This window comes from Sphingomonas sp. C3-2, assembly GCF_033025475.1.
Lineage (GTDB): Bacteria > Pseudomonadota > Alphaproteobacteria > Sphingomonadales > Sphingomonadaceae > Sphingobium_A.
Genome location: NZ_CP130322.1, coordinates 2,428,477 through 2,446,379, shown reverse-complemented (window position 1 = coordinate 2,446,379; position 17,903 = coordinate 2,428,477). Strand labels below are relative to the sequence as shown.

Below are 17,903 nucleotides of genomic sequence, written 5' to 3'. Positions count from 1 at the left end.
CCCGCCTTTAGGTGCCTTTTCGTATCAGGGGAGCATCGGGGAATAAAGGGGTTTTCTGGGGATTTTTGGGGATAGCCAATAACATATTGATTTTTATGTGATTTTTACAAAGGCAAAAATACGCACTTGCTCACAATATTCCTTAAGTTCCTGATATGTTCTCACACCTATGTATCAGTTGCCAGAGTCGGATGAATCAGTTTCTGCGGCGATTCCAAAGAAAAAAGGCAAGGCAACACAGTAAAAGGAACGTCAAAATAGGAAAAATGGCGGTAAAGCGCACTTTTCCAGCGATTAAAGACTTGGGGGTGCTATCCCGCGAAATCCCCGCATCCCCGGATATCCCCAACGCCGCATCCCGCGAAATCCCCAAAAGCCCGTCGAGAAGCGCGCCAATCGCCGGACCGTTGCCGTCACCCTCCTCACCCCAGCGCGGATCGGACAGGAGGTCGGCGTCGGCGATCAGCACGGCGCGCCCCTTGCCAAGTTGACAACGGGCGATAAGCCCTTGCGATTCCACATGACAATCCTTGCCCGTCGCGACGAATGCGCCGGGCGCCACGACGGAAAGCCGCCAATCGCGTGCGCCCTCGCGTAAGTTCATTCTCACCGGCGCCGCGTGGCGCCCGATGCTCGTCAGATCGACACGCACACCCCAATGATCGAGCAGGGGATCGAGCAAGGTCACCGCAAGCGGCGCGCGCGGATCGCCGAGCGGATAAACACTTGGCCAGTGGAGCGAGGGGTCTGCCAGGATCAGTACGCGCCCGCCGCCGCGCACCCATGTATCGATTGCCGCGAGTTCGTGCGGGGATAGCGCACGCGGCTGCGCGAGCATGAGCACAGGGTGTGCGCCCAGCGCTTTTTCATCAACGACATCAAGCACCGTCAGCCGGTAGCGCGTCTCCAGAAAGCGGTAGCTTTGCGCACTCTGCCGCCGCCCGGCCAGCGTATCGTCAATATCCCCCTCTCCCCAGATAATGGGCAGGCTGGTCATCAGCGCGAGCGAAGGACGCGGATCTTCGGCAGGTTGGACAGCCTGGGCGGACTGCACGCCAAGCAGCAACGCCAGCGCGGCGCACAGCGTAGACAGACGAGATCGGATGGGCGGCAAACCAGCCCTCAGGGCGTCGGACTCGGCGGCATCGCGTTTGCGGGATTGGCGGGCTTGGCGCTCGCCGTGCCGTTTTCGGAACCCGTGCTGGGCGTGACGCCCAGTTCGACCAGCGGTTCCTGCGGCAAAGGCTCGCGCGAAAGGCTGTTACCGATCAGCGCGGGCAGATCATCCCCCTTCCCCAGTTCGCCATTCTGGTCGACACTGAGCTCATCGCTCGCGGAATTGGTCAGCGCGCCTGCACTCAGCACCACGAGAAACACGACCGCAAGGCCGGTTATCCCGATGCGAATGCGCTGCAGGCGCTCCTGCCGTTCGTTTTGCGATCCCGATTGCACGTCACGGTACATAGCGGTTCAAGACCGCCTTGTCGAACGCCCGTCAGCCCGCACGCAACGACGCGGGGACTTCAAGCCCCTTCGACGTCAGCCAATCCGCATTGTAGAGCGTTGAAAGATATCGGAAACCGGTATCGCACAGGATGGTGACGATGGTGTGCCCCGGCCCCATCTGTCGCGCCAACTCGATCGCCCCCGCGACGTTGATGCCCGACGAAAGACCAAGGCACAGCCCCTCTTCCTGCAACAGGCGGTGGACCTGCTCCAGACCCTCGGCATCCGAAATGCGGAACTGGGTATCGATCGGCGCGCCTTCGAGATTGGCGGTGATCCGTCCCTGTCCGATACCCTCTGCAACCGAGCTGCCCTCGGCCTTCAGTTCGCCGCAGGCATAATAATTGTAAAGCGCGGCGCCGTGCGGATCGCTGAGCGCGATGCGGATATTCTCGTTCTTCGCCTTCAGGCCGAGCGCGACGCCGGCGAGCGTGCCGCCGGTGCCCACCGCGCAGGTGAACCCATCGATCTTGCCGCCGGTCTGTTCCCAGATCTCTTCGGCGGTGCCCAGGATATGCGCCTTGCGGTTGGCGATATTGTCGAACTGGTTGGCCCAGAGCGCGTTTTCGGTTTCCTCGGCGATCCGGCGCGAGGTGTGCACGAAATGGCCGGGGTTCGAATAGGGCGCGGCCGGCACGAGCACGAGTTCGGCCCCCAGCGCGCGCAGCGTATCCATCTTCTCGCGGCTCTGTGTCTCGGGCATCACGATGATGGTCTTATAGCCCTTGGCATTGGCGACGAGCGCCAGCCCAATGCCGGTATTGCCGGCGGTGCCCTCGACGATGGTGCCGCCGGGCTTGATCAGGCCCTTTTCCTCGGCATCCTCGACGATATAGAGCGCCGCGCGGTCCTTCACCGAGGCGCCCGGATTGGCGAATTCGCACTTGGCGAGGATTTCGCAGCCCGTGTCTGCGGAGGGGCCGGCAAGCCGCACCAGCGGGGTGTTGCCGATAAGGGAAAGCGTGTCAGCTGTGATCGTCATCCCGCAATAGCTAGGCCCAAAGGCGGCAAACGCCAAGCAAGGCTTTCTGCAGATGGCATCAAGCACCGGTTTCCCGGTTTCGCCGCGCCAAAGACTGGCAGAAACGGGGCTGGCTGCACAAACAGCGCTTGACGCGCAAGGATGCACGCGCGAAGCGTTGAGGCCGTTATGAAGACTCGCTTTACGCTTATGTTCGCCGCAGGCTCTGCGCTTCTCGCATTGTCCGCCTGCAACACCGAACCCGAAACCATTGTTGCCGGCGGTCCGCGCGACGACATGGCCGAGGAACTTGCCAACGCAGCCCCTGTCGAACTTCCCCCTTCGGTGAAGGAAAGCAAGACCTATCGCTGCAAGGACAACAGCCTCGTCTTTGTCGACTTCCTGTCGGACGACAAGTCGGCGAACATCCGCCTCGAAAAGAATGGCACGCCGACGCAGGTCAAGGCTCCCGAAGCCGGCCAGCCGATGGTTGCCGAGGGCTATTCGCTCAGCGGTTCGGGCGCCAGCGTGACGCTTGAGCTTCCCGGCAAGGGCAGCCAGGCCTGCAAGGCCTGAGCCTTTTTCAGTTCTAGAGTTTGGGCCGCCGGGCATTGCCGGGCGGCCTTTTTATTTGCGCTTAGTTGACGCCCGCCAGAAGCGCGCCCGACCAGGAATGCGACGCACCATTCTGGGCCGCGAGCGCAAGCGTACAGGCATCCTTGAACGGCATCGGATGCGCGAAGAGGAAACCCTGCCCATAATGCAGATTGAGCCCACGCAGGATCGCCAGTTGCGCCTCGGTCTCGATCCCCTCGGCGATGATCTTGAGATCGAGGCTGGCGCCCAGATTGATGATCGCGGAGACGATCGCGAGATCGTCACGGCTGTCGGCGAGATTGCGGACAAAGCTCTTGTCGATCTTGAGCGTATCGACGGGCAACTGGCGCAGATGGACGAGCGACGCATAGCCGGTGCCGAAATCGTCGAGCGCGATGCGGAAGCCCGCCTTGTCGAGCTTGCGGATCGTTTCGGCGACATTGTCGACCTGCCGCCCCAGAAAGACGCTTTCGGTCACTTCGATCACGAAGGACCGAAAATCGATCCCCGCGTCCGCCACCCGGTTTGACAGGCGCTCGGCGAAGCTGGGGTTGCGGAATTCGGCGGTCGAGAAATTGACGCTCATCGCGCCCATGTCGACCCCCATGTCACGCGCGCGGCGCATATCCGAAAGCACCGCTTTCAGCATCGCATCGCCGAGCGCCTCGGCCACGCCCGCATCCTCGAACGCGGCGGCGATGCTGGCCGGCGCGCAGATCCGCCCCTGCCGGTCGCGGCGGCGGAGCAGCGCCTCGAAGCCGAGCGGGCGATTGGTCATCAGATCCATCTGCATCTGATAGAAGGGAATGATCGAATCGGTCTCGACCGCCTTGCGCCCAAGATTGATCATCGCGACGCGGCGCTGCGTTTCCTGCTTCATCTCGAGCGAGAAGAGCGTCATCTGACCACGCCCGCGTGCCTTGGCCTCATAAAGCGCGATATCGGCATTCTTGAACAATTCGGTCGGGCTCTGCCCGTGAAAGGGAAAGACCGACGCCCCGATCGAAATCCGGCATTCGACGCTGTGGCCGTTGATCGCCACCGGATCCTTCAAGGCAGCGAAGATCCGATCGCTCAGCTGCTGGACCTCGCTGATCGCGCCTTCGAACGGCAGGATGATCGCGAATTCATCACCCCCGATCCGCGCGAGCAGCGCACCATCGGGCAGCACCCGGCCGATCAGATCGGCAAAGGCACGCAACAGCGCATCGCCGGCATCATGGCCGAGAACGTCGTTCACATCCTTGAAATTATCGACATCGGCCAGGAGGATCGCGACCTTCTGGCCCAGACGGCTTTCCTCGAAAATCGCGCGTTCGAGCTTGTGGTTGAACACCGCGCGATTGGGCAATTTGGTGAGCGCGTCATGCTCGGCGGTCCAGCGAATACGCTGTTCGATCAGGACATAATCGTCGATATCCTCGGTATAGCCGAACCAGCGGATGATCTCGCCCGCATCGTTGCGCAGCGGATAGCAGGTCGCGCGGAACCAGCGATAGGAGCCATCGGCCATCCGCATCCGCACGCGCATGTCGAGCGGCTGACCGGTCCCCAGCGACGTCGCAATGGCACCCCCCGCCGATTCCAGATCATCGGGGTGGAGCACCAGTTCCCAGCCATTGCCGACAAGGTCTTCCTGCGTACGGCCGGTCAGCTTTTCGTAACGCTCGGTAAACGCGATGACATTGCCGGCCGGATCGGCCAGCCAAGGCAGTTGCGGATTCAGTTCAACCGTATGGCGCAGATGATCGCGTTCGACTCGCAACTGCTCGATCATCCCGCGCTCGTCGGTCAGATCCTGAACCATTAGCGATACGCCGCCGGACTGGGCATCGGGCGTCATCGCGATCCGCAGGCTGCGCTGACCAGCGGCATGGCTGGCGCTTACCTCGACGCTGTCATGTACCTGCCCCGTGGCGACACGCTCGACCAGCAAGCGGCGATACGGGCGATCGATCAGGCGCAGCACATCACGCACGGCGCAGACGGGTCCGACCCCCAGCAATTCCTGCGCGCCGCGATCGAAAACGACCAGTCCGTCCTCGGGAAAAACCGATGCGAAAAATACGCGTTCGCGCCGCATCAGTTCGGCAAAGGCGCCCCCCATCCCGTTCAAACGGGAAAGAATTGCGTCAATGTCCTGAAAAACCTTCACGTTTCGAATGCCTTGATCAGGTTTCAACATGCTTGCCATCGCCGCCCACACACCGATTAGCCCGAAACCCAGCGTTATAGCGATTGCACTGCCAAATGGTTAACGGCCTGCTAAATATATTTTTAGAAGTTTGTTAACCCAATCGCGCGATAGATCCGTCCCAAGCATTGGGGACGATATGGCACATCCAGCGCAAATTGCATGGTCAATAGCAACACCGGCAGTCGCGGCACCCGCGCCGCGCACCATGGCCGATTTTCATATGGCCGCCAGCCGCACCGACGAGATCAGCGCGTTGACCGCGATGTTCGCGGACATGATCGCGGCGATGGGCATTACCAGCCATGGTTGTCTGGCGATCGTCGACGACGAAGCCGAACTGCGCTTTGGCGATGCCCAGGCACTTCCTCATGCGCTCCACGCACGGCTGGCCGACACCCCGCTCTATGCACCGCGCCAGGAAGCCGGGCTGGTGATCATTCCGGTCGAAAGCTGGCATGAAGAGGATCTCTATCTCTGCCTGTTCGGTCGCAGCGAGGCGCTTGGCGCCGCCGATCTCGCCCGCCTGCACGGCTGGTGCGAAGTCTATGCGACCTATGCCGGTGCACTTGTCGAGCGCGCAGCAGACGTGCCGACCGCGAGCGGGCTTGGCCTTGTCCAACGCCAGTGCCTCGCCCAGTTCCTGTTTGGACGCAGCGATATCGAGATTGGCGACTGCCTTCACCTCTCACCGCTCGCGGTGCGGGGGCATATGGAAGATGCGGTTTCGCAGCTTGGCGCCGCCAGTCGCGCCGAGGCGGTGTCGCTGGCCGCGCGCCGTGGCTGGCTGGCCGGATTGCCGGTCGAAGGACCGCGCGCCATAGCGCAGTAAAACATTGTAAAAAATAAGATGGTTAATCGATTGATAACCAGTTTGCTCAGCCGTTATACCCTCGTCCGTACTTAATCGGGGGTCGCTCCAGTGGTTATGCATCTGATAAATGCTGAGAATCAGCATATATATCGGCGTGAGCTGAATGATCTGTTCCTTGCACGCAAACAGATATTCGCCGACGGCTTCGGCTGGAAGCTGCCGCTGAAAAACGGTCTCGACATCGACCAGTTCGATGATGAGCGCACGAATTACTTTGTCGGATTCGACACCAAGCACAATGTCGTCATGTCGGTGCGCGTCCGCCCGACCGACGATATTTCGCTGGTCGGCGACCTGTTCGGCAACGCACTTCCCGTGGATGTCCGCCGTATTGACGACGGAAAGAGCTGGGAAGTGACGCGCGGATTTTGCCTCGAATTCGGGCGCAAGCCGTGGAACCTGCGCCGCAAGGCCGCGTGCATGACCGCCCCGTTCGAGGTGATGCTTGCCAAGGGCATGAACCGGCTGGTCGGCTTCACCGATGTCCGCATGTTCAACTTCCTCGTCAACATGGGGTGGAACCTCAAGGTGCTGGGCGATTCGGTGAATTACGGCCAGGAAGGCGAGGACGGCCACGGCGCGGGCTTCGCTTTCGAGATCGAGGTGAACGAGGAAGCCGTCGCCGCGATGCGCGCCAAATGGGACCTGCCCGAGCCGGCCTATGTCTATGTCGACCATCTCGAGCCCGGCGAAAGCGTGCACGACGCCGCCCGCCGCATCGCCGATGCGCGCGGGATCGCCGATCTGCTCCCCCGCGAGGATCTCAGCCGCCTGCGCCGGGTGGTGACACCGGCAACCGCGACCGAATCGCTCGCGGCCTGATCGCCTTTATTCAGGGGCGCAGGCTTCGGACGAAGCCATGCGCTCCTGCATATGCAGGCCATGGTCGGCCGCTGCCATGCGCGCCGCAAGCGCGGGAAAATGCCCCTGCCCCCGCCCTTCTCCCCATGCGCCCCATTTTCGGGTGTCTTTAGGTGCTGACATATGCGGCTACTGGCGCTAGGGGCTCGGCATGACTGGAATCACGCCCGAGATCGTCGCCGAGCACGGCCTGTCCCCCGAAGAATATGAGCGCGTCCTTCACGCCCTGGGGCGTGAGCCGAACCTGACCGAGCTAGGCATCTTCTCGGTCATGTGGTCGGAGCACTGCTCGTACAAGTCTTCGCGCATCCATCTGAAGAAGCTGCCGACCGAAGGTCCGCAGGTCATCTGCGGCCCCGGCGAGAATGCCGGTGTCGTCGACATTGGCGATGGCCAGGCCGCGATCTTCAAGATGGAAAGCCACAACCACCCTTCGTACATCGAACCCTATCAGGGCGCCGCAACCGGCGTCGGCGGCATTCTGCGCGACGTGTTCACCATGGGCGCGCGCCCCATCGCCAACATGAACGCCCTGCGTTTCGGCCGCCCTGACCATCCCAAGATGCGTCACCTCATTTCGGGCGTGGTCCACGGCATCGGTGGTTACGGCAACTGTGTCGGCGTCCCCACGGTGGGCGGCGAAGTGAACTTCCACCCCGCCTATGACGGCAACATCCTCGTCAACGCGATGACGGTGGGCGTCGCCGATACCGACAAGATCTTCTATTCGGCGGCATCGGGCGTCGGCAATCCGATCGTCTATGTCGGTTCCAAGACCGGCCGCGACGGCATCCATGGCGCCACGATGGCTTCGGCCGATTTCGGCGAGGACGCCGAGGAAAAGCGCCCGACCGTTCAGGTTGGCGACCCGTTCACCGAAAAGCTGCTGATCGAGGCGTGCCTCGAACTCATGGCATCGGACGCGATCGTCGCGATCCAGGACATGGGCGCCGCCGGCCTCACCTCGTCCTCGGTCGAAATGGCCTCGAAGGGCGGCGTCGGCATCCGGCTCAACATGAACATGGTGCCCCAGCGCGAAGAGGGCATGACCGCCTATGAAATGATGCTCTCGGAAAGCCAGGAGCGCATGCTCATGGTGCTCCAGCCGGGCAAGGAAGGCTTTGCCGAGGCGATCTTCAGGAAGTGGGAACTCGACTTCGCGGTGATCGGCGAAGTCACCGACACCGGCCGCATGGTGCTTGAGCATAACGGCCAGGTCGTCTGCGACATTCCGCTCGCGCCGCTGGCCGACGATGCCCCGCTCTACGACCGCCCCGCCATGTCGCGCGACGAGTACAAGGCCTGGGCCGGCGTGAAGCCGCTCGGCGAGATTGCCGAAAGCAGCGACATCGGCGCCGACCTGATCAAGATGATGGGTTCGCCCGACATCGCTTCGCGCCGCTGGATCTGGGAACAATATGACCACATGGTCGGCGCGGACACCGTGCAGTGCCCCGGTGGCGACGCCGCCGTGGTGCGCGTCCATGGCTCGCAAAAGGGTATTGCGATCAGCACCGACTGCGTTCCGCGCTATTGCTATGCCGACCCCTATGAAGGCGGCAAGCAGGCGATCGCCGAATGCTATCGCAACCTTTCGGCCGTCGGTGCGACCCCGCTGGCCGTGACCAACTGCCTCAACTTCGCCAACCCGCAGCGCCCCGAAATCATGGCGCAGTTCACGGGCTGCCTTGAAGGCATGGGCGATGCCTGCCGCGCGCTCGACTTCCCGATCGTCTCGGGCAACGTCTCGCTCTACAACGAATCGAAGGCGACCGGCGGCGGTTCGGCGATCCTGCCGACCCCTGCGATCGGCGGCATCGGCCTGCTTCAGGACGTGAACGCGATGTCGACCGTCGCGTTCAAGGCCGAGGACGAGGCCATCGTCCTGATCGGTGCCGGCGAAGGCCATCTCGGCCAGTCGATCTGGCTGCGCGAAGTGCATGGCCGTGAAGACGGCGCGGCCCCCGCAGTCGATCTCACCGCCGAGCGGAAAACCGCCGACTTCGTCCGCGCGCAGGTGCTGTCCGGCGCGCTCACCGCGGTGCACGATCTTTCGGACGGCGGGCTTCTCGTCGCGCTTTCCGAAATGGCGCTTGCCGGCAATATCGGCGCCGAAATCGGCCTGCCCGAAGGCGTTTCGCCGACGGCATGGCTCTTTGGCGAAGATCAGGGCCGCTATCTCGTCACCGCCCGCGATCCGGCGGCACTGGCAACCGCGGCGGCAGCCGCCGGCGTGCCCGCGCTTCCGATCGGTGAAACGGGCGGCGACAGCGTGCGTATCCTGAACGGTGCCGATGTTGCGATCGAAACGCTGCGCACCGCGCATGAAGGCTTCTTCCCCAATCTGATGGGCGCGGACGCCGCGCTCGCCTGATCATCGGAATGGGTAATGGCATGAAGGGTATCGCACGCAGGGCCGTTCTTGGCCTTGCGCTTGCCCTTCTTGCCGCGCCTTCGGGCGCACAGACTGCGGGCGCCAAGGGCCCCGCCACCGCGCGCGTCCGGATCGAAACCAGCCTGGGCCCGATCATCGTCGAACTCGACATGAAGCGCGCACCGATTACCTCGGCCAATTTCCTCGCCTATGCCGCAGAAAAACGCTTCGACAATACCAGCTTCTACCGCGCTGCGCGCAACCGCAGCGATCCGAAGCTCGGCCTTGTGCAGGGCGGGATCGACAGCAAGGTACGCAAGGCGCGCTGGCCGATTGATCACGAACCGACCAGCAAGACCGGCCTCAAGCATGTCGACGGCACCATTTCGATGGCGCGCCATGCGCCCAACACCGCGATGGGCGATTTCTTCATCACCGTTGGCCCCGCCGCCTATCTCGACGCCGCCCCCGGCAAGCCCGGCTATGCAGCCTTTGGCAGGGTGGTGAGCGGTATGCCGCTCGTCCGCCGCATCCTCGCCGCGCCGACCTGGCCTGGTGGCCGATCGCAGAACACGATCGGCCAGCACATCAAGGACCCGGTCAAGATCATCACGGTACGCCGACTGAAGTGACCGCGGCGCCCCCGCGCGTCAGCTTATCGGCTCAAGCTCGTCCCAGATCGGGCCGAGGAGCATTCGGAAAAAAGCCTCGTCGGCATAGAGGCGTTCGCCCGAAAGCCTGTTCTCGCCAAAGGTGAGGATTCCGAGCACGCGGTGGCAGACGGGGTCTCCACCACCGGTTTCAGGGGCGACCATGACGCTATATTCCTGGATCACCCCGCCTTCGCCGACCCATTCATGGTGCAGTTCATAGCCGGTGATGCGCTGCATCACATGGGCGACGAAATGATCATAATAGCGCCGGGTCCGTTCCCAGCCCGAAAAGCGGCGGGCGATGGGATAGAAGTCATAAACCGGTTCGCCCTCCATCGTCGCCATGATCGCGTCGATATCGCCGGCGGCTTCGGCTACGGCATGGTTATATGCGGCCACGATCAGCCCGGTGATTGACCTTGCCATTGTCCGCTTCCCTTCTTCTTCAGTGAATCACGCCGCGCCGAACGCCCCCATCACGTCCTGCATCGAGGGGTTGCGCCGCAGGGTCTGCCCGCCGCTGACATGGATGGTCTGCCCGGTGACGAAACCGGATTCGTCGCTCGCCAGCCACAGCGCGGCATCGGCCACATCCGCCGACACGCCCGCGCGCCCGAGTGGAATCTCGCGGCCATAGAGCGCGGCCACCGCAGGCACCATCAACCCGCCGCCCGACATCGGCGCATCGGCAACGCCGCCGGGTGCGATCGAATTGGCGCGGATACCCTGATGGCCGAACTCATGCGCGATGCAGCGGACGACATGATCGATCCCCGCCTTGGTGCCCATATAAGCGGCATGGTGATCGAACATGATCGTCGCGGTGACCGAGGAGATCTGGATGATCGAGCCACCGTCCGTCATCGCGCGCAGCAGCGCCTGGAAATACTGGAACGGGCCGGTGAACTGTACCGCCGACATCTGTTCCAGATCGCTGCGATCATGATCGAGAAACGGCTTCAAAAGCCCCCAGCCCGTGGCGTTGACGCCGATATCGATGCCGCCCAGCGCCTGTGCGCTGTCGCTGACCAGCCGGTCGATATCGTCCTGCACGGTGATGTCGCACTGGCGCCATTGGGCGCCGACCGTACGCGCCACGTCTTCGAGCGCATCGGCGCGGCGCCCGGCGATCATCACCTGCGCGCCGTGATCGACATAACGCTGCGCGATGGCCGCACCCACATTGCCCGGCGCCACGCCGAGCACGAGCGCCTTCTTGCCCTCAAGCCGCTTGTCCATGATGCCCCTCACCCCGCTGCGAAATCGATGACATGGACGGCGTTGCTCCCGTCCCATTTCTTGCTCGCCACGATCCCCGCATTCATCATCTCACGGGTGGCGGGGCTTTCGATGAATTCGAACAACAGGCCCGGTTCACCCGGCCGCTCCATATAGGCGACGCTCGACGCGGGGTTGGTTGCGGTGAAGACGGTGCTGAGGCCATCGGCGCTCGCGCGCGCCACCGCGCTTTCCACATCATCGACCATCCACGCCAGATGATGGATGCCAAGGATCGCCTCGCCATCGGCCTTGCGATAGGGCGACGGCGTATCGTTGGTCACCTGGATCAGTTCGATCTGGATGTCGCCCTGATAGGCCAACCCCACATCCATCGTCACCACGCCCTCGACACCGCGATAGGCGCCGTCCAAGCTGACATTGCGAAACACCGTCCACGGACCCACACCCATGGTTTCGATCCACCCGGCGATGCTTTTGTCGAGATCGGCGACCAGATAACCGATCTGATCCGCCTGCCCATATTTCGCCTGACTCACCCAGCCTCTCCCTCTATCCTTCAATTTTGGGTATACTATTAGTTCGGCCTATAATGCGCGACAAGATCAGGACGGCGGCATGAGCACAGAAAGCAAGATTTCGCCGCCGGCGACACGGCGCGGCCGACCGGCCGGGCGCACCGCGCTGCAGGAAGAGCGCCACCGGAAGAACCGCATGGCCATATTGCAGGCGGCCGAGACGGTGTTTTCGAAGACCCCCTATGTCCGCGCAACGATCGACGAGCTGATTGCGGCGGCGGGCGTGAGCCGTGCAACCTTCTACGCCCATTTCGAATCCAAATATGCGCTCGCGCTCGCCAGCTATGACGGCATTCGCGACGACTGGATCGACCATTGCAACGCCCTTCCCGACATTGCGGCCGACGACACTGCCGGTTTTGCCCGGTGGATCACCCGGCTGGCCGATCTTTATGTCGAACATGGTTTCGTTACCCCGCTCGTCACCCAGCTCCAGATCTTCGAGCCCGGCTTTCGCCAGCGCCTGATCGACGAACGCCATGCGCTGATCGAACGTCTGGCCGAGGCGGGGCTTGGCGGCTTTGCACAGACGCGGGGGAGCGAGGACATCGCCCGGCTCCATCACGCACGCGCCGAATTGCTGCTCAAGCGGATCGATCTGATCTGTTCGGAAATCACGACCCCCGATCTTTGTTCTCCGGCCACCGCCGAACGCTATGTCCGGATCGCGGCGGAAGAACTGGTCGACTTCATCAAATCATCATGATTTCAGATTGATTTGATCACATCAAACATTTGGATCGATCGTTTCGCATGGATTATCCTGCGTGCAGGAGATCCAGATGACACTCGAGCAACTTCGCATCTTTGTGGCCGTGGCCGAACGCGAACATGTAACGCGCGCCGCCGAAGCGCTGCACATGACCCAATCGGCGGTCTCGGGAACGATCGCAGCACTTGAGGCGCGCCACGGTGTCGCGCTGTTCAACCGTGTCGGGCGCGGCATCGAACTGACCGAGGCGGGCCGGCTGTTCCTGGGTGAAGCGCGCGCCGTGCTGGCCCGCGCCGCGCATGCCGAGGCGCTGCTCGCCGATCTGGCCGGGCTGGCGCGCGGGACGCTCCATCTGGTCGCCAGCCAGACGATCGCCAGCTACTGGCTGCCGCCCCGGCTGGCCGCCTTTACCGCCGATTATCCGCAGATCGCGATCGAACTTTCGATCGACAACAGCGAAGGCGCGGCCGCGCGCGTGCGCGAGGGCAAGGCCGAACTCGGCTTTGTCGAGGGCATGATCGACGAACCCGCACTGGTCCAGCGCGCGGTGGCGCGCGATGCGGTGGCGCTGATCGGCGCGGCGCCCGTTGCGCATATCGACGCCCAATGGCTGCGGGCGGCCCGCTGGATCATGCGCGAGCGCGGCTCGGGAACGCGCTCCACCTTTGAAGAGATGATCCGCGCGCATGGGCTCGACCCCACCGAACTGGATTGTGCGATGACGCTGCCCTCAAACGAGGCGGTGCTCACCGCGGTCGAAACCGGTGCTGGCGTGGCAATGCTGTCGCGCCAGGTGGTGGCGCGCGCGGTTGAAACCGGCCGCGTTGCGATCCTGCCCGTCACGCTGCCCGACCGCCCCTTTCACCTGATCCGTCATAGCGAGCGCAGGCTGACCCGCGCCGCCGAAGCCCTGATCCATGTTCTCGAGGAGTATCCGGCATGATCGCGGCCGTCCGCGCTGTCACGCTCGGCTGCCGCCCCCTGGCCCAGTTGAGCCACCCCATGGAGGTGATCCGTCAGTTCACCCCCAACTGGTTCGCCGCCGTCATGGGCACGGGCGTACTGGCGCTTGCCCTGCCGCTCGCCCACCACGGTTTCAGCGAAACCGGCGAGATGCTGTGGCTTACCGCCGCGGCGATGTTCGCGCTCTTCGCGCTGCTTTACGGCGCGCGCTGGGCCTTTTTCGGGCACGAGGCGCGGCTGATCTTCGGGCACAACACCGTATCGATGTTCATCGGCACGATCCCGATGGCGTTGGCGACGGTGATCAACGGCGCGCTCGTCTTCGGCATCGCCCGCTTCGGGACGGGCATCGTGCCGCTGGCGCATACGCTCTGGTGGATTGACGTGGTACTTGCTCTCGCCTGCGGCGTGCTCATCCCCTATCTGATGTTCACGCGGCACGAGCACAGCCTTGATCAGATGACGGCGGTGTGGCTGCTCCCCGTTGTCGCGGCGGAAGTGGCTGGCGCATCGGGCGGGTTGCTGGCGCCGCACCTTGCCGATCCGCACGCGCAGCTCACGGTTCTCGCCACTTCCTACATGCTCTGGGCCTATTCGGTGCCGGTTGCGTTCAGCATCCTCGCCATCCTCATCCTGCGCATGGCGCTCCACCGCCTGCCGCATGAAAATATGGCGGCCTCGAGCTGGCTTGCGCTCGGCCCGATCGGCACCGGCGCGCTCGGCCTGCTCGTGCTCGGCCAGGACGCGCCCGCCATCATGGCGGGCCACGGTCTGGCCGCCATCGGCAGCGTGGCGCAGGGGATCGGCGTGATCGGCGGGCTGATGCTCTGGGGGTTTGGGCTGTGGTGGTTCGCGCTCGCGACGCTCGTCACCATCCGCTACTGGCGCGCGGGCACGCCGTTCAACCTCGGCTGGTGGGGCTATATCTTCCCGCTGGGGGTCTATACGCTCGCCACCTTCCGCTTAGGCGCGGCGCTGGAGATGGAGGCATTCGCGCTGATCGGCACCGGCTTCACCGCGCTGCTCGCGAGCCTCTGGCTCTTCGTTGCGATCAAGACGTTGACGGGGGCCTGGGCAGGGAGGCTGTTCGTTGCCCCCTGCCTCGCCGCCCCGCAGGCTTAGCGCGGGAGCATCAGGCGGACACGCAGACCCGCAGCCCCATCGCCGCGCGCCATCAGGCGGATATCGGCGCCAATCGCCTCGCAAATGTCGTGCGCGATGGCGAGGCCAAGCCCGGTTCCTACCTTGCTCTCGTCGAAGCGAGAGCCGACGGCGAAAGCCTCGGCGATCTGGGCGGGGGTCATCCCCGGCCCGTCATCGATCACCTCAACCGCCAGGCCTTCCTCCCCTTCCTCCAGCGTCACTGCCACCGCATGCGCCGCCCATTTTCCGGCATTGTCGAGAAGGATCGACAGAAGCTCGGAAAGATCGACCGGATCGATCGACAGCATGACGGGGGTCGTCGGACGGCTCAGCAAATCGAACGCGACATCGGGGTGGAGCCGCCGCATCGCCGCAACGATCGGATCGACGAGATCGGGCAACACGCTGGTGGCGCCGGGTATCCGGGTTCCGGCGGCGGACCGCGCGCGCGCCAGCTGATATTCGATCTGCTGCGCCATCATCCGGCTTTGATCGAGCAGCACCTGCGCGGACTGCGCCGCATCGCCGCGTTCGGCCATGCGCTCGGCCTCGTCGGTGATCACCGCCAAGGGCGTGCGTAGCGAGTGCGCCAGATTGCCCGCCTGCACCCGCGCACGGGCAATAATCTCGCCATTCTGGCGGATATAGGCGTTGAGATCGTCGACCAGCGGCGCGATTTCGGCAGGATATTGCCCCTCCAGCCGCACCGCGCTGCCGCCCCGCAAGCGCGAGATCGCGGTCGCCAGCCGATCGAGCGGCGCAACGCCGATGCGGATGATCACTCCGCCGGTGAGCAACAGCGCCGCCGCCAGCACCGCCAGCCACAAGGTGAGTTCGTTGGTGAAACCCGAAATCACGCGGTTCAGCTCGCGCTCGTCGGTCGCGATCACATAATGGATCGAGCCGCCCGTCGGTGCAGGACGGATAAAGCCATAGGTGATGGTGGGGCCGGTGGGCCCGTTTTCGACCCGGTGTAATATCTCGGGCGAATGGGCGATCGATTCATCGAGCATCCCGCGCGTCATCGATGCCGAACGCAGCGGGCGCTTACCCGGCACCGTCACCTGCCAGTAAAAGCCCGAAAGCGGCACTTCGTAACGCGGATCGGAGAGCGGGCGCAGCAGTTCGGGATGGCCGCCGGCATCGACATGCGTCAGCCGCGCCAGCTCGCGCAGATGCACCTCAAGCTCTTCATGATATTGCATCTCGACATGCTTGGCGAAGAGCCGGTTGGCCGAGAGCCAGATCGCGCCGATGCCGATCATCGTCCAGATCAGGATCGCGAGCAGGAAACGCGTGCGCAGGCTGTGGCGCCACCGCCGCGTGGGAACCCTATCGCCGCTCATTTGCCAAACCTGTAGCCAAGGCCGCGCAGCGTGACGATACGCTCCGCCCCGATCTTGCGCCGAAGCCGTCCGACAAGCACCTCGATCGTGTTCAGATCGCGCAGCGCGTCCAACTCATAAAGATGCTCCATGATGTCTGCCTGCGAGAGTATCTGTTCGGGGCGCCGCATGAAGAGGTGGAGCAGGCGGAACTCCTGCTTGCTGAGCTTGAGCGGAGCGCCGTCGCACACCACCTCGCCGCTCAGCGGATCGAGGCGCAGGCCAGCCGTTTCGATATGGCTTTCGCGCTTGCCGAGCTGGCGGCGGAACAGTGCGTTGAGCCGCGCCTGAAGCTCCTCGAACCGCACGGGTTTGACGATGAAGTCATCCGCCCCGGCATTGAGCCCTTCCACCTTGTCCTGCCAGCTGCCCCGCGCGGTGAGGATCACGATGGGGCAATCGACCTTGCGCGCGCGCCACCCGCGCAGCAGATCCATGCCGCTGCCATCGGGCAGGCCGAGGTCGAGGATGATGGCGCCCATCTTGTCGATATCGGGCCACAGCTCGGCCTCTGCCCGCGCGCTGGCGAGGTCGACCGCAAAGCCAGCCCCGCGCAGCCGATCGCTCAGCCGCCGGCCCAGTTCGCCGTCATCCTCCACCAGCAACAACCGCACGTCTTTCCTGCCCTTTCTTGCCGCGCAGGGGCCGCGCGCCAGCGACTTGTGCGCGAGAAAACTGACAATAAGCTGTCATTCTGACAAGTTATTGTCAGCTTGACGCGCCAAGGCGCAAGACCATGAACAGGAATATTCTGGCAGGCATGGGCGCAGCGATCCTTGTGGCGGCGGTTGGCGGTTTCGTCTGGCTGCGCGATGAACCGGGCGAGCCCGCTGCGGCGGCCGCAACCGAGGCGCCCGCCGGCGCGCTCAGTGCAAAGCAGCTCGAACGGCTCAACATCACGACCAAACCCGCGGTCTTGGCCGCAACGCTGCCGCTGGGAACCGTTCCGGGGACCATCACGCTTCCGCCCGAAGCGCGCGTTGCCGTCACCGCCCCCTTTGCGGGTGCCGCCATCCGGATTTTTGTGATCGAAGGGCAGCAGGTGCGCCAGGGCGATCCGCTCGCCATCGTCCGCGCGGCCGAGCCCGTGCAATATGGCGCGGAATTGGCGCGTGCGCGGTCCGAACTCGCGCTGGCCGAAACCCGCGCCGCGCGGCTCGACCAGCTGGCGCGCGAGGGCGTGGTTGCGGGTGCGCGTGCCGACGAGGCTGGCGCCCAGCTCCGCCAGACCCGCGCAACCGTGGCCGAACATCAACGCCTGCTGGCGCTGGCCGGTGCCGGAGCCGATGGCACGATGACGCTGCGGGCCCCGATTTCGGGTCGTCTCGCGCGCGTGGCGGTTGAAACCGGTGGCCCGGTGGGCGGGATGACCGCGCCCTTCGTGATCGAGAACGCGAGCGCCTACCGCGTCGACCTCCAGCTGCCCGAACGGCTTGCCGGACAGGTTCATCCCGGCATGACGGTAACCGTGCAGAGCGCCGCATCCGATGCACAGGGGCAGCCCGTTCCCGTATCGGGCCGGATATTGTCGGTGGGCGCCTCGCTCGACCCGGCGACGCGCTCGCTGCCCGCCAAGGCGCATCTTGAAACAACCGCAGGCCTCGTATCGGGCAAGGGCGTGATGGTCGTCATCCACGGCGCGGGCACCGCGACCGGGGTAGCCGTGCCCGCTGCCGCCGTGACGCAGATCGAGGGCAAGGACCATGTTTTCGTGCGCGACCGCACCCGATTCGTGCGCCGCCCGGTAAATGTCGCCGCGCAAAATGGCGCCGAAAGCGTGATCAGCGACGGGGTGCGCCCCGGCGAGCCGGTGGCCGTGACCGGCGTTGCCGAGCTCAAGGCCCTGTTGGCGGAATAACGGTC

The 17,903-nt window shown here is 64.0% G+C and carries 18 protein-coding genes; 9 read left to right on the top strand and 9 right to left on the bottom strand.

Going from position 1 to position 17,903, the window contains the following annotated elements; all coding sequences use genetic code 11:
* Positions 1 to 196 precede the first annotated feature (196 nt).
* The 3 genes from QYC26_RS11785 to QYC26_RS11775 are packed head-to-tail and all read right to left on the bottom strand — an operon-like array spanning position 197 to position 2,488.
* Positions 197 to 1,066 (bottom strand): Gldg family protein, encoded by an 870-nt coding sequence (locus QYC26_RS11785; protein WP_317512419.1) that lies wholly within the window; start codon positions 1,064 to 1,066, stop codon positions 197 to 199.
* 56 nt (positions 1,067 to 1,122) lie between these two features.
* On the bottom strand, positions 1,123 to 1,464 hold the full coding sequence (locus QYC26_RS11780) for a hypothetical protein (protein WP_317512418.1): 342 nt from the start codon (positions 1,462 to 1,464) through the stop codon (positions 1,123 to 1,125).
* Between the two features lie 31 nt (positions 1,465 to 1,495).
* Complete coding sequence (locus QYC26_RS11775; protein WP_317512417.1) at positions 1,496 to 2,488, bottom strand: cysteine synthase A; 993 nt, start codon at positions 2,486 to 2,488, stop codon at positions 1,496 to 1,498.
* A 168-nt stretch (positions 2,489 to 2,656) separates the two neighbouring features.
* On the opposite strand from QYC26_RS11775, the gene QYC26_RS11770 reads away from it, so the two are divergent.
* A complete protein-coding gene (locus QYC26_RS11770; protein WP_317512416.1) occupies positions 2,657 to 3,043 on the top strand; it encodes a hypothetical protein in 387 nt (128 codons plus the stop codon).
* 61 nt (positions 3,044 to 3,104) lie between these two features.
* On the opposite strand, the gene QYC26_RS11765 is transcribed toward QYC26_RS11770, so the two are convergent.
* On the bottom strand, positions 3,105 to 5,219 hold the full coding sequence (locus tag QYC26_RS11765; protein ID WP_317512415.1) for a putative bifunctional diguanylate cyclase/phosphodiesterase: 2,115 nt from the start codon (positions 5,217 to 5,219) through the stop codon (positions 3,105 to 3,107).
* A 247-nt stretch (positions 5,220 to 5,466) separates the two neighbouring features.
* Between QYC26_RS11765 and QYC26_RS11760 the strand changes: the two genes are divergently transcribed.
* The 4 genes from QYC26_RS11760 to QYC26_RS11745 all read left to right on the top strand — a co-directional run bounded on the left by QYC26_RS11760 (position 5,467) and on the right by QYC26_RS11745 (position 9,999).
* Positions 5,467 to 6,090, top strand: a complete 624-nt coding sequence (locus QYC26_RS11760; RefSeq protein WP_317512414.1) for a helix-turn-helix transcriptional regulator — start codon at positions 5,467 to 5,469, stop codon at positions 6,088 to 6,090.
* Between the two features lie 96 nt (positions 6,091 to 6,186).
* Positions 6,187 to 6,954, top strand: coding sequence for an acyl-homoserine-lactone synthase (locus QYC26_RS11755; RefSeq protein ID WP_317512413.1), 768 nt, complete (start codon positions 6,187 to 6,189; stop codon positions 6,952 to 6,954).
* A gap of 190 nt (positions 6,955 to 7,144) precedes the next feature.
* The gene (purL, locus tag QYC26_RS11750; protein WP_317512412.1) at positions 7,145 to 9,367 is read left to right on the top strand and encodes a phosphoribosylformylglycinamidine synthase subunit PurL; all 2,223 of its coding nucleotides are present in this window, start codon (positions 7,145 to 7,147) and stop codon (positions 9,365 to 9,367) included.
* Between the two features lie 20 nt (positions 9,368 to 9,387).
* Positions 9,388 to 9,999: a peptidylprolyl isomerase gene (locus QYC26_RS11745; protein WP_317512411.1), complete on the top strand. Its 612-nt coding sequence runs from the start codon at positions 9,388 to 9,390 to the stop codon at positions 9,997 to 9,999.
* A gap of 18 nt (positions 10,000 to 10,017) precedes the next feature.
* On the opposite strand, the gene QYC26_RS11740 is transcribed toward QYC26_RS11745, so the two are convergent.
* Genes QYC26_RS11740 through QYC26_RS11730 form a run of 3 tightly spaced genes read right to left on the bottom strand, consistent with a single transcriptional unit; the run spans position 10,018 to position 11,798 of the window.
* Positions 10,018 to 10,446, bottom strand: a complete 429-nt coding sequence (locus QYC26_RS11740; RefSeq protein ID WP_317512410.1) for a hypothetical protein — start codon at positions 10,444 to 10,446, stop codon at positions 10,018 to 10,020.
* A 27-nt stretch (positions 10,447 to 10,473) separates the two neighbouring features.
* On the bottom strand, positions 10,474 to 11,259 hold the full coding sequence (locus QYC26_RS11735) for an SDR family oxidoreductase (protein ID WP_317512409.1): 786 nt from the start codon (positions 11,257 to 11,259) through the stop codon (positions 10,474 to 10,476).
* 8 nt (positions 11,260 to 11,267) lie between these two features.
* Positions 11,268 to 11,798: a VOC family protein gene (locus QYC26_RS11730; protein WP_317512408.1), complete on the bottom strand. Its 531-nt coding sequence runs from the start codon at positions 11,796 to 11,798 to the stop codon at positions 11,268 to 11,270.
* Positions 11,799 to 11,877: 79 nt separating this feature from the next.
* Between QYC26_RS11730 and QYC26_RS11725 the strand changes: the two genes are divergently transcribed.
* From QYC26_RS11725 to QYC26_RS11715, 3 genes are all read left to right on the top strand, one after another.
* A complete protein-coding gene (locus QYC26_RS11725) occupies positions 11,878 to 12,543 on the top strand; it encodes a TetR/AcrR family transcriptional regulator (RefSeq protein WP_317512407.1) in 666 nt (221 codons plus the stop codon).
* A 76-nt stretch (positions 12,544 to 12,619) separates the two neighbouring features.
* Positions 12,620 to 13,492, top strand: a complete 873-nt coding sequence (locus QYC26_RS11720) for a LysR family transcriptional regulator (RefSeq protein ID WP_317512406.1) — start codon at positions 12,620 to 12,622, stop codon at positions 13,490 to 13,492.
* The gene (locus QYC26_RS11715; RefSeq protein ID WP_317512405.1) at positions 13,489 to 14,634 is read left to right on the top strand and encodes a TDT family transporter; all 1,146 of its coding nucleotides are present in this window, start codon (positions 13,489 to 13,491) and stop codon (positions 14,632 to 14,634) included. The genes QYC26_RS11720 and QYC26_RS11715 overlap by 4 nt, the downstream gene beginning before the upstream one ends.
* On the opposite strand, the gene QYC26_RS11710 is transcribed toward QYC26_RS11715, so the two are convergent.
* Both QYC26_RS11710 and QYC26_RS11705 read right to left on the bottom strand, forming a co-directional pair.
* On the bottom strand, positions 14,631 to 16,001 hold the full coding sequence (locus QYC26_RS11710) for a HAMP domain-containing sensor histidine kinase (RefSeq protein ID WP_317512404.1): 1,371 nt from the start codon (positions 15,999 to 16,001) through the stop codon (positions 14,631 to 14,633). The two genes, QYC26_RS11715 and QYC26_RS11710, sit on opposite strands and share 4 nt — an antisense overlap.
* The gene (locus QYC26_RS11705; protein WP_317512403.1) at positions 15,998 to 16,654 is read right to left on the bottom strand and encodes a response regulator transcription factor; all 657 of its coding nucleotides are present in this window, start codon (positions 16,652 to 16,654) and stop codon (positions 15,998 to 16,000) included. The genes QYC26_RS11710 and QYC26_RS11705 overlap by 4 nt, the downstream gene beginning before the upstream one ends.
* 122 nt (positions 16,655 to 16,776) lie before the next feature.
* On the opposite strand from QYC26_RS11705, the gene QYC26_RS11700 reads away from it, so the two are divergent.
* Positions 16,777 to 17,898 carry an efflux RND transporter periplasmic adaptor subunit gene (locus QYC26_RS11700; protein WP_317512402.1) on the top strand — a complete coding sequence of 374 codons (1,122 nt, stop codon included), beginning with the start codon at positions 16,777 to 16,779 and terminating at the stop codon, positions 17,896 to 17,898.
* The last annotated feature ends 5 nt before the right edge of the window (positions 17,899 to 17,903 follow it).

Bases quoted from the DNA above. Each gene is read 5' to 3' on its own strand.
- QYC26_RS11780 (WP_317512418.1), bottom strand. From the start codon at position 1,464: ATGTACCGTGACGTGCAATCGGGATCGCAAAACGAACGGCAGGAGCGC.
- QYC26_RS11775 (WP_317512417.1), bottom strand. From the start codon at position 2,488: ATGACGATCACAGCTGACACGCTTTCCCTTATCGGCAACACCCCGCTG.
- QYC26_RS11770 (WP_317512416.1), top strand. From the start codon at position 2,657: ATGAAGACTCGCTTTACGCTTATGTTCGCCGCAGGCTCTGCGCTTCTC.
- QYC26_RS11760 (WP_317512414.1), top strand. From the start codon at position 5,467: ATGGCCGATTTTCATATGGCCGCCAGCCGCACCGACGAGATCAGCGCG.
- QYC26_RS11755 (WP_317512413.1), top strand. From the start codon at position 6,187: ATGCATCTGATAAATGCTGAGAATCAGCATATATATCGGCGTGAGCTG.
- purL (WP_317512412.1), top strand. From the start codon at position 7,145: ATGACTGGAATCACGCCCGAGATCGTCGCCGAGCACGGCCTGTCCCCC.
- QYC26_RS11745 (WP_317512411.1), top strand. From the start codon at position 9,388: ATGAAGGGTATCGCACGCAGGGCCGTTCTTGGCCTTGCGCTTGCCCTT.
- QYC26_RS11740 (WP_317512410.1), bottom strand. From the start codon at position 10,446: ATGGCAAGGTCAATCACCGGGCTGATCGTGGCCGCATATAACCATGCC.
- QYC26_RS11735 (WP_317512409.1), bottom strand. From the start codon at position 11,259: ATGGACAAGCGGCTTGAGGGCAAGAAGGCGCTCGTGCTCGGCGTGGCG.
- QYC26_RS11725 (WP_317512407.1), top strand. From the start codon at position 11,878: ATGAGCACAGAAAGCAAGATTTCGCCGCCGGCGACACGGCGCGGCCGA.
- QYC26_RS11720 (WP_317512406.1), top strand. From the start codon at position 12,620: ATGACACTCGAGCAACTTCGCATCTTTGTGGCCGTGGCCGAACGCGAA.
- QYC26_RS11715 (WP_317512405.1), top strand. From the start codon at position 13,489: ATGATCGCGGCCGTCCGCGCTGTCACGCTCGGCTGCCGCCCCCTGGCC.
- QYC26_RS11710 (WP_317512404.1), bottom strand. From the start codon at position 16,001: ATGAGCGGCGATAGGGTTCCCACGCGGCGGTGGCGCCACAGCCTGCGC.
- QYC26_RS11700 (WP_317512402.1), top strand. From the start codon at position 16,777: ATGAACAGGAATATTCTGGCAGGCATGGGCGCAGCGATCCTTGTGGCG.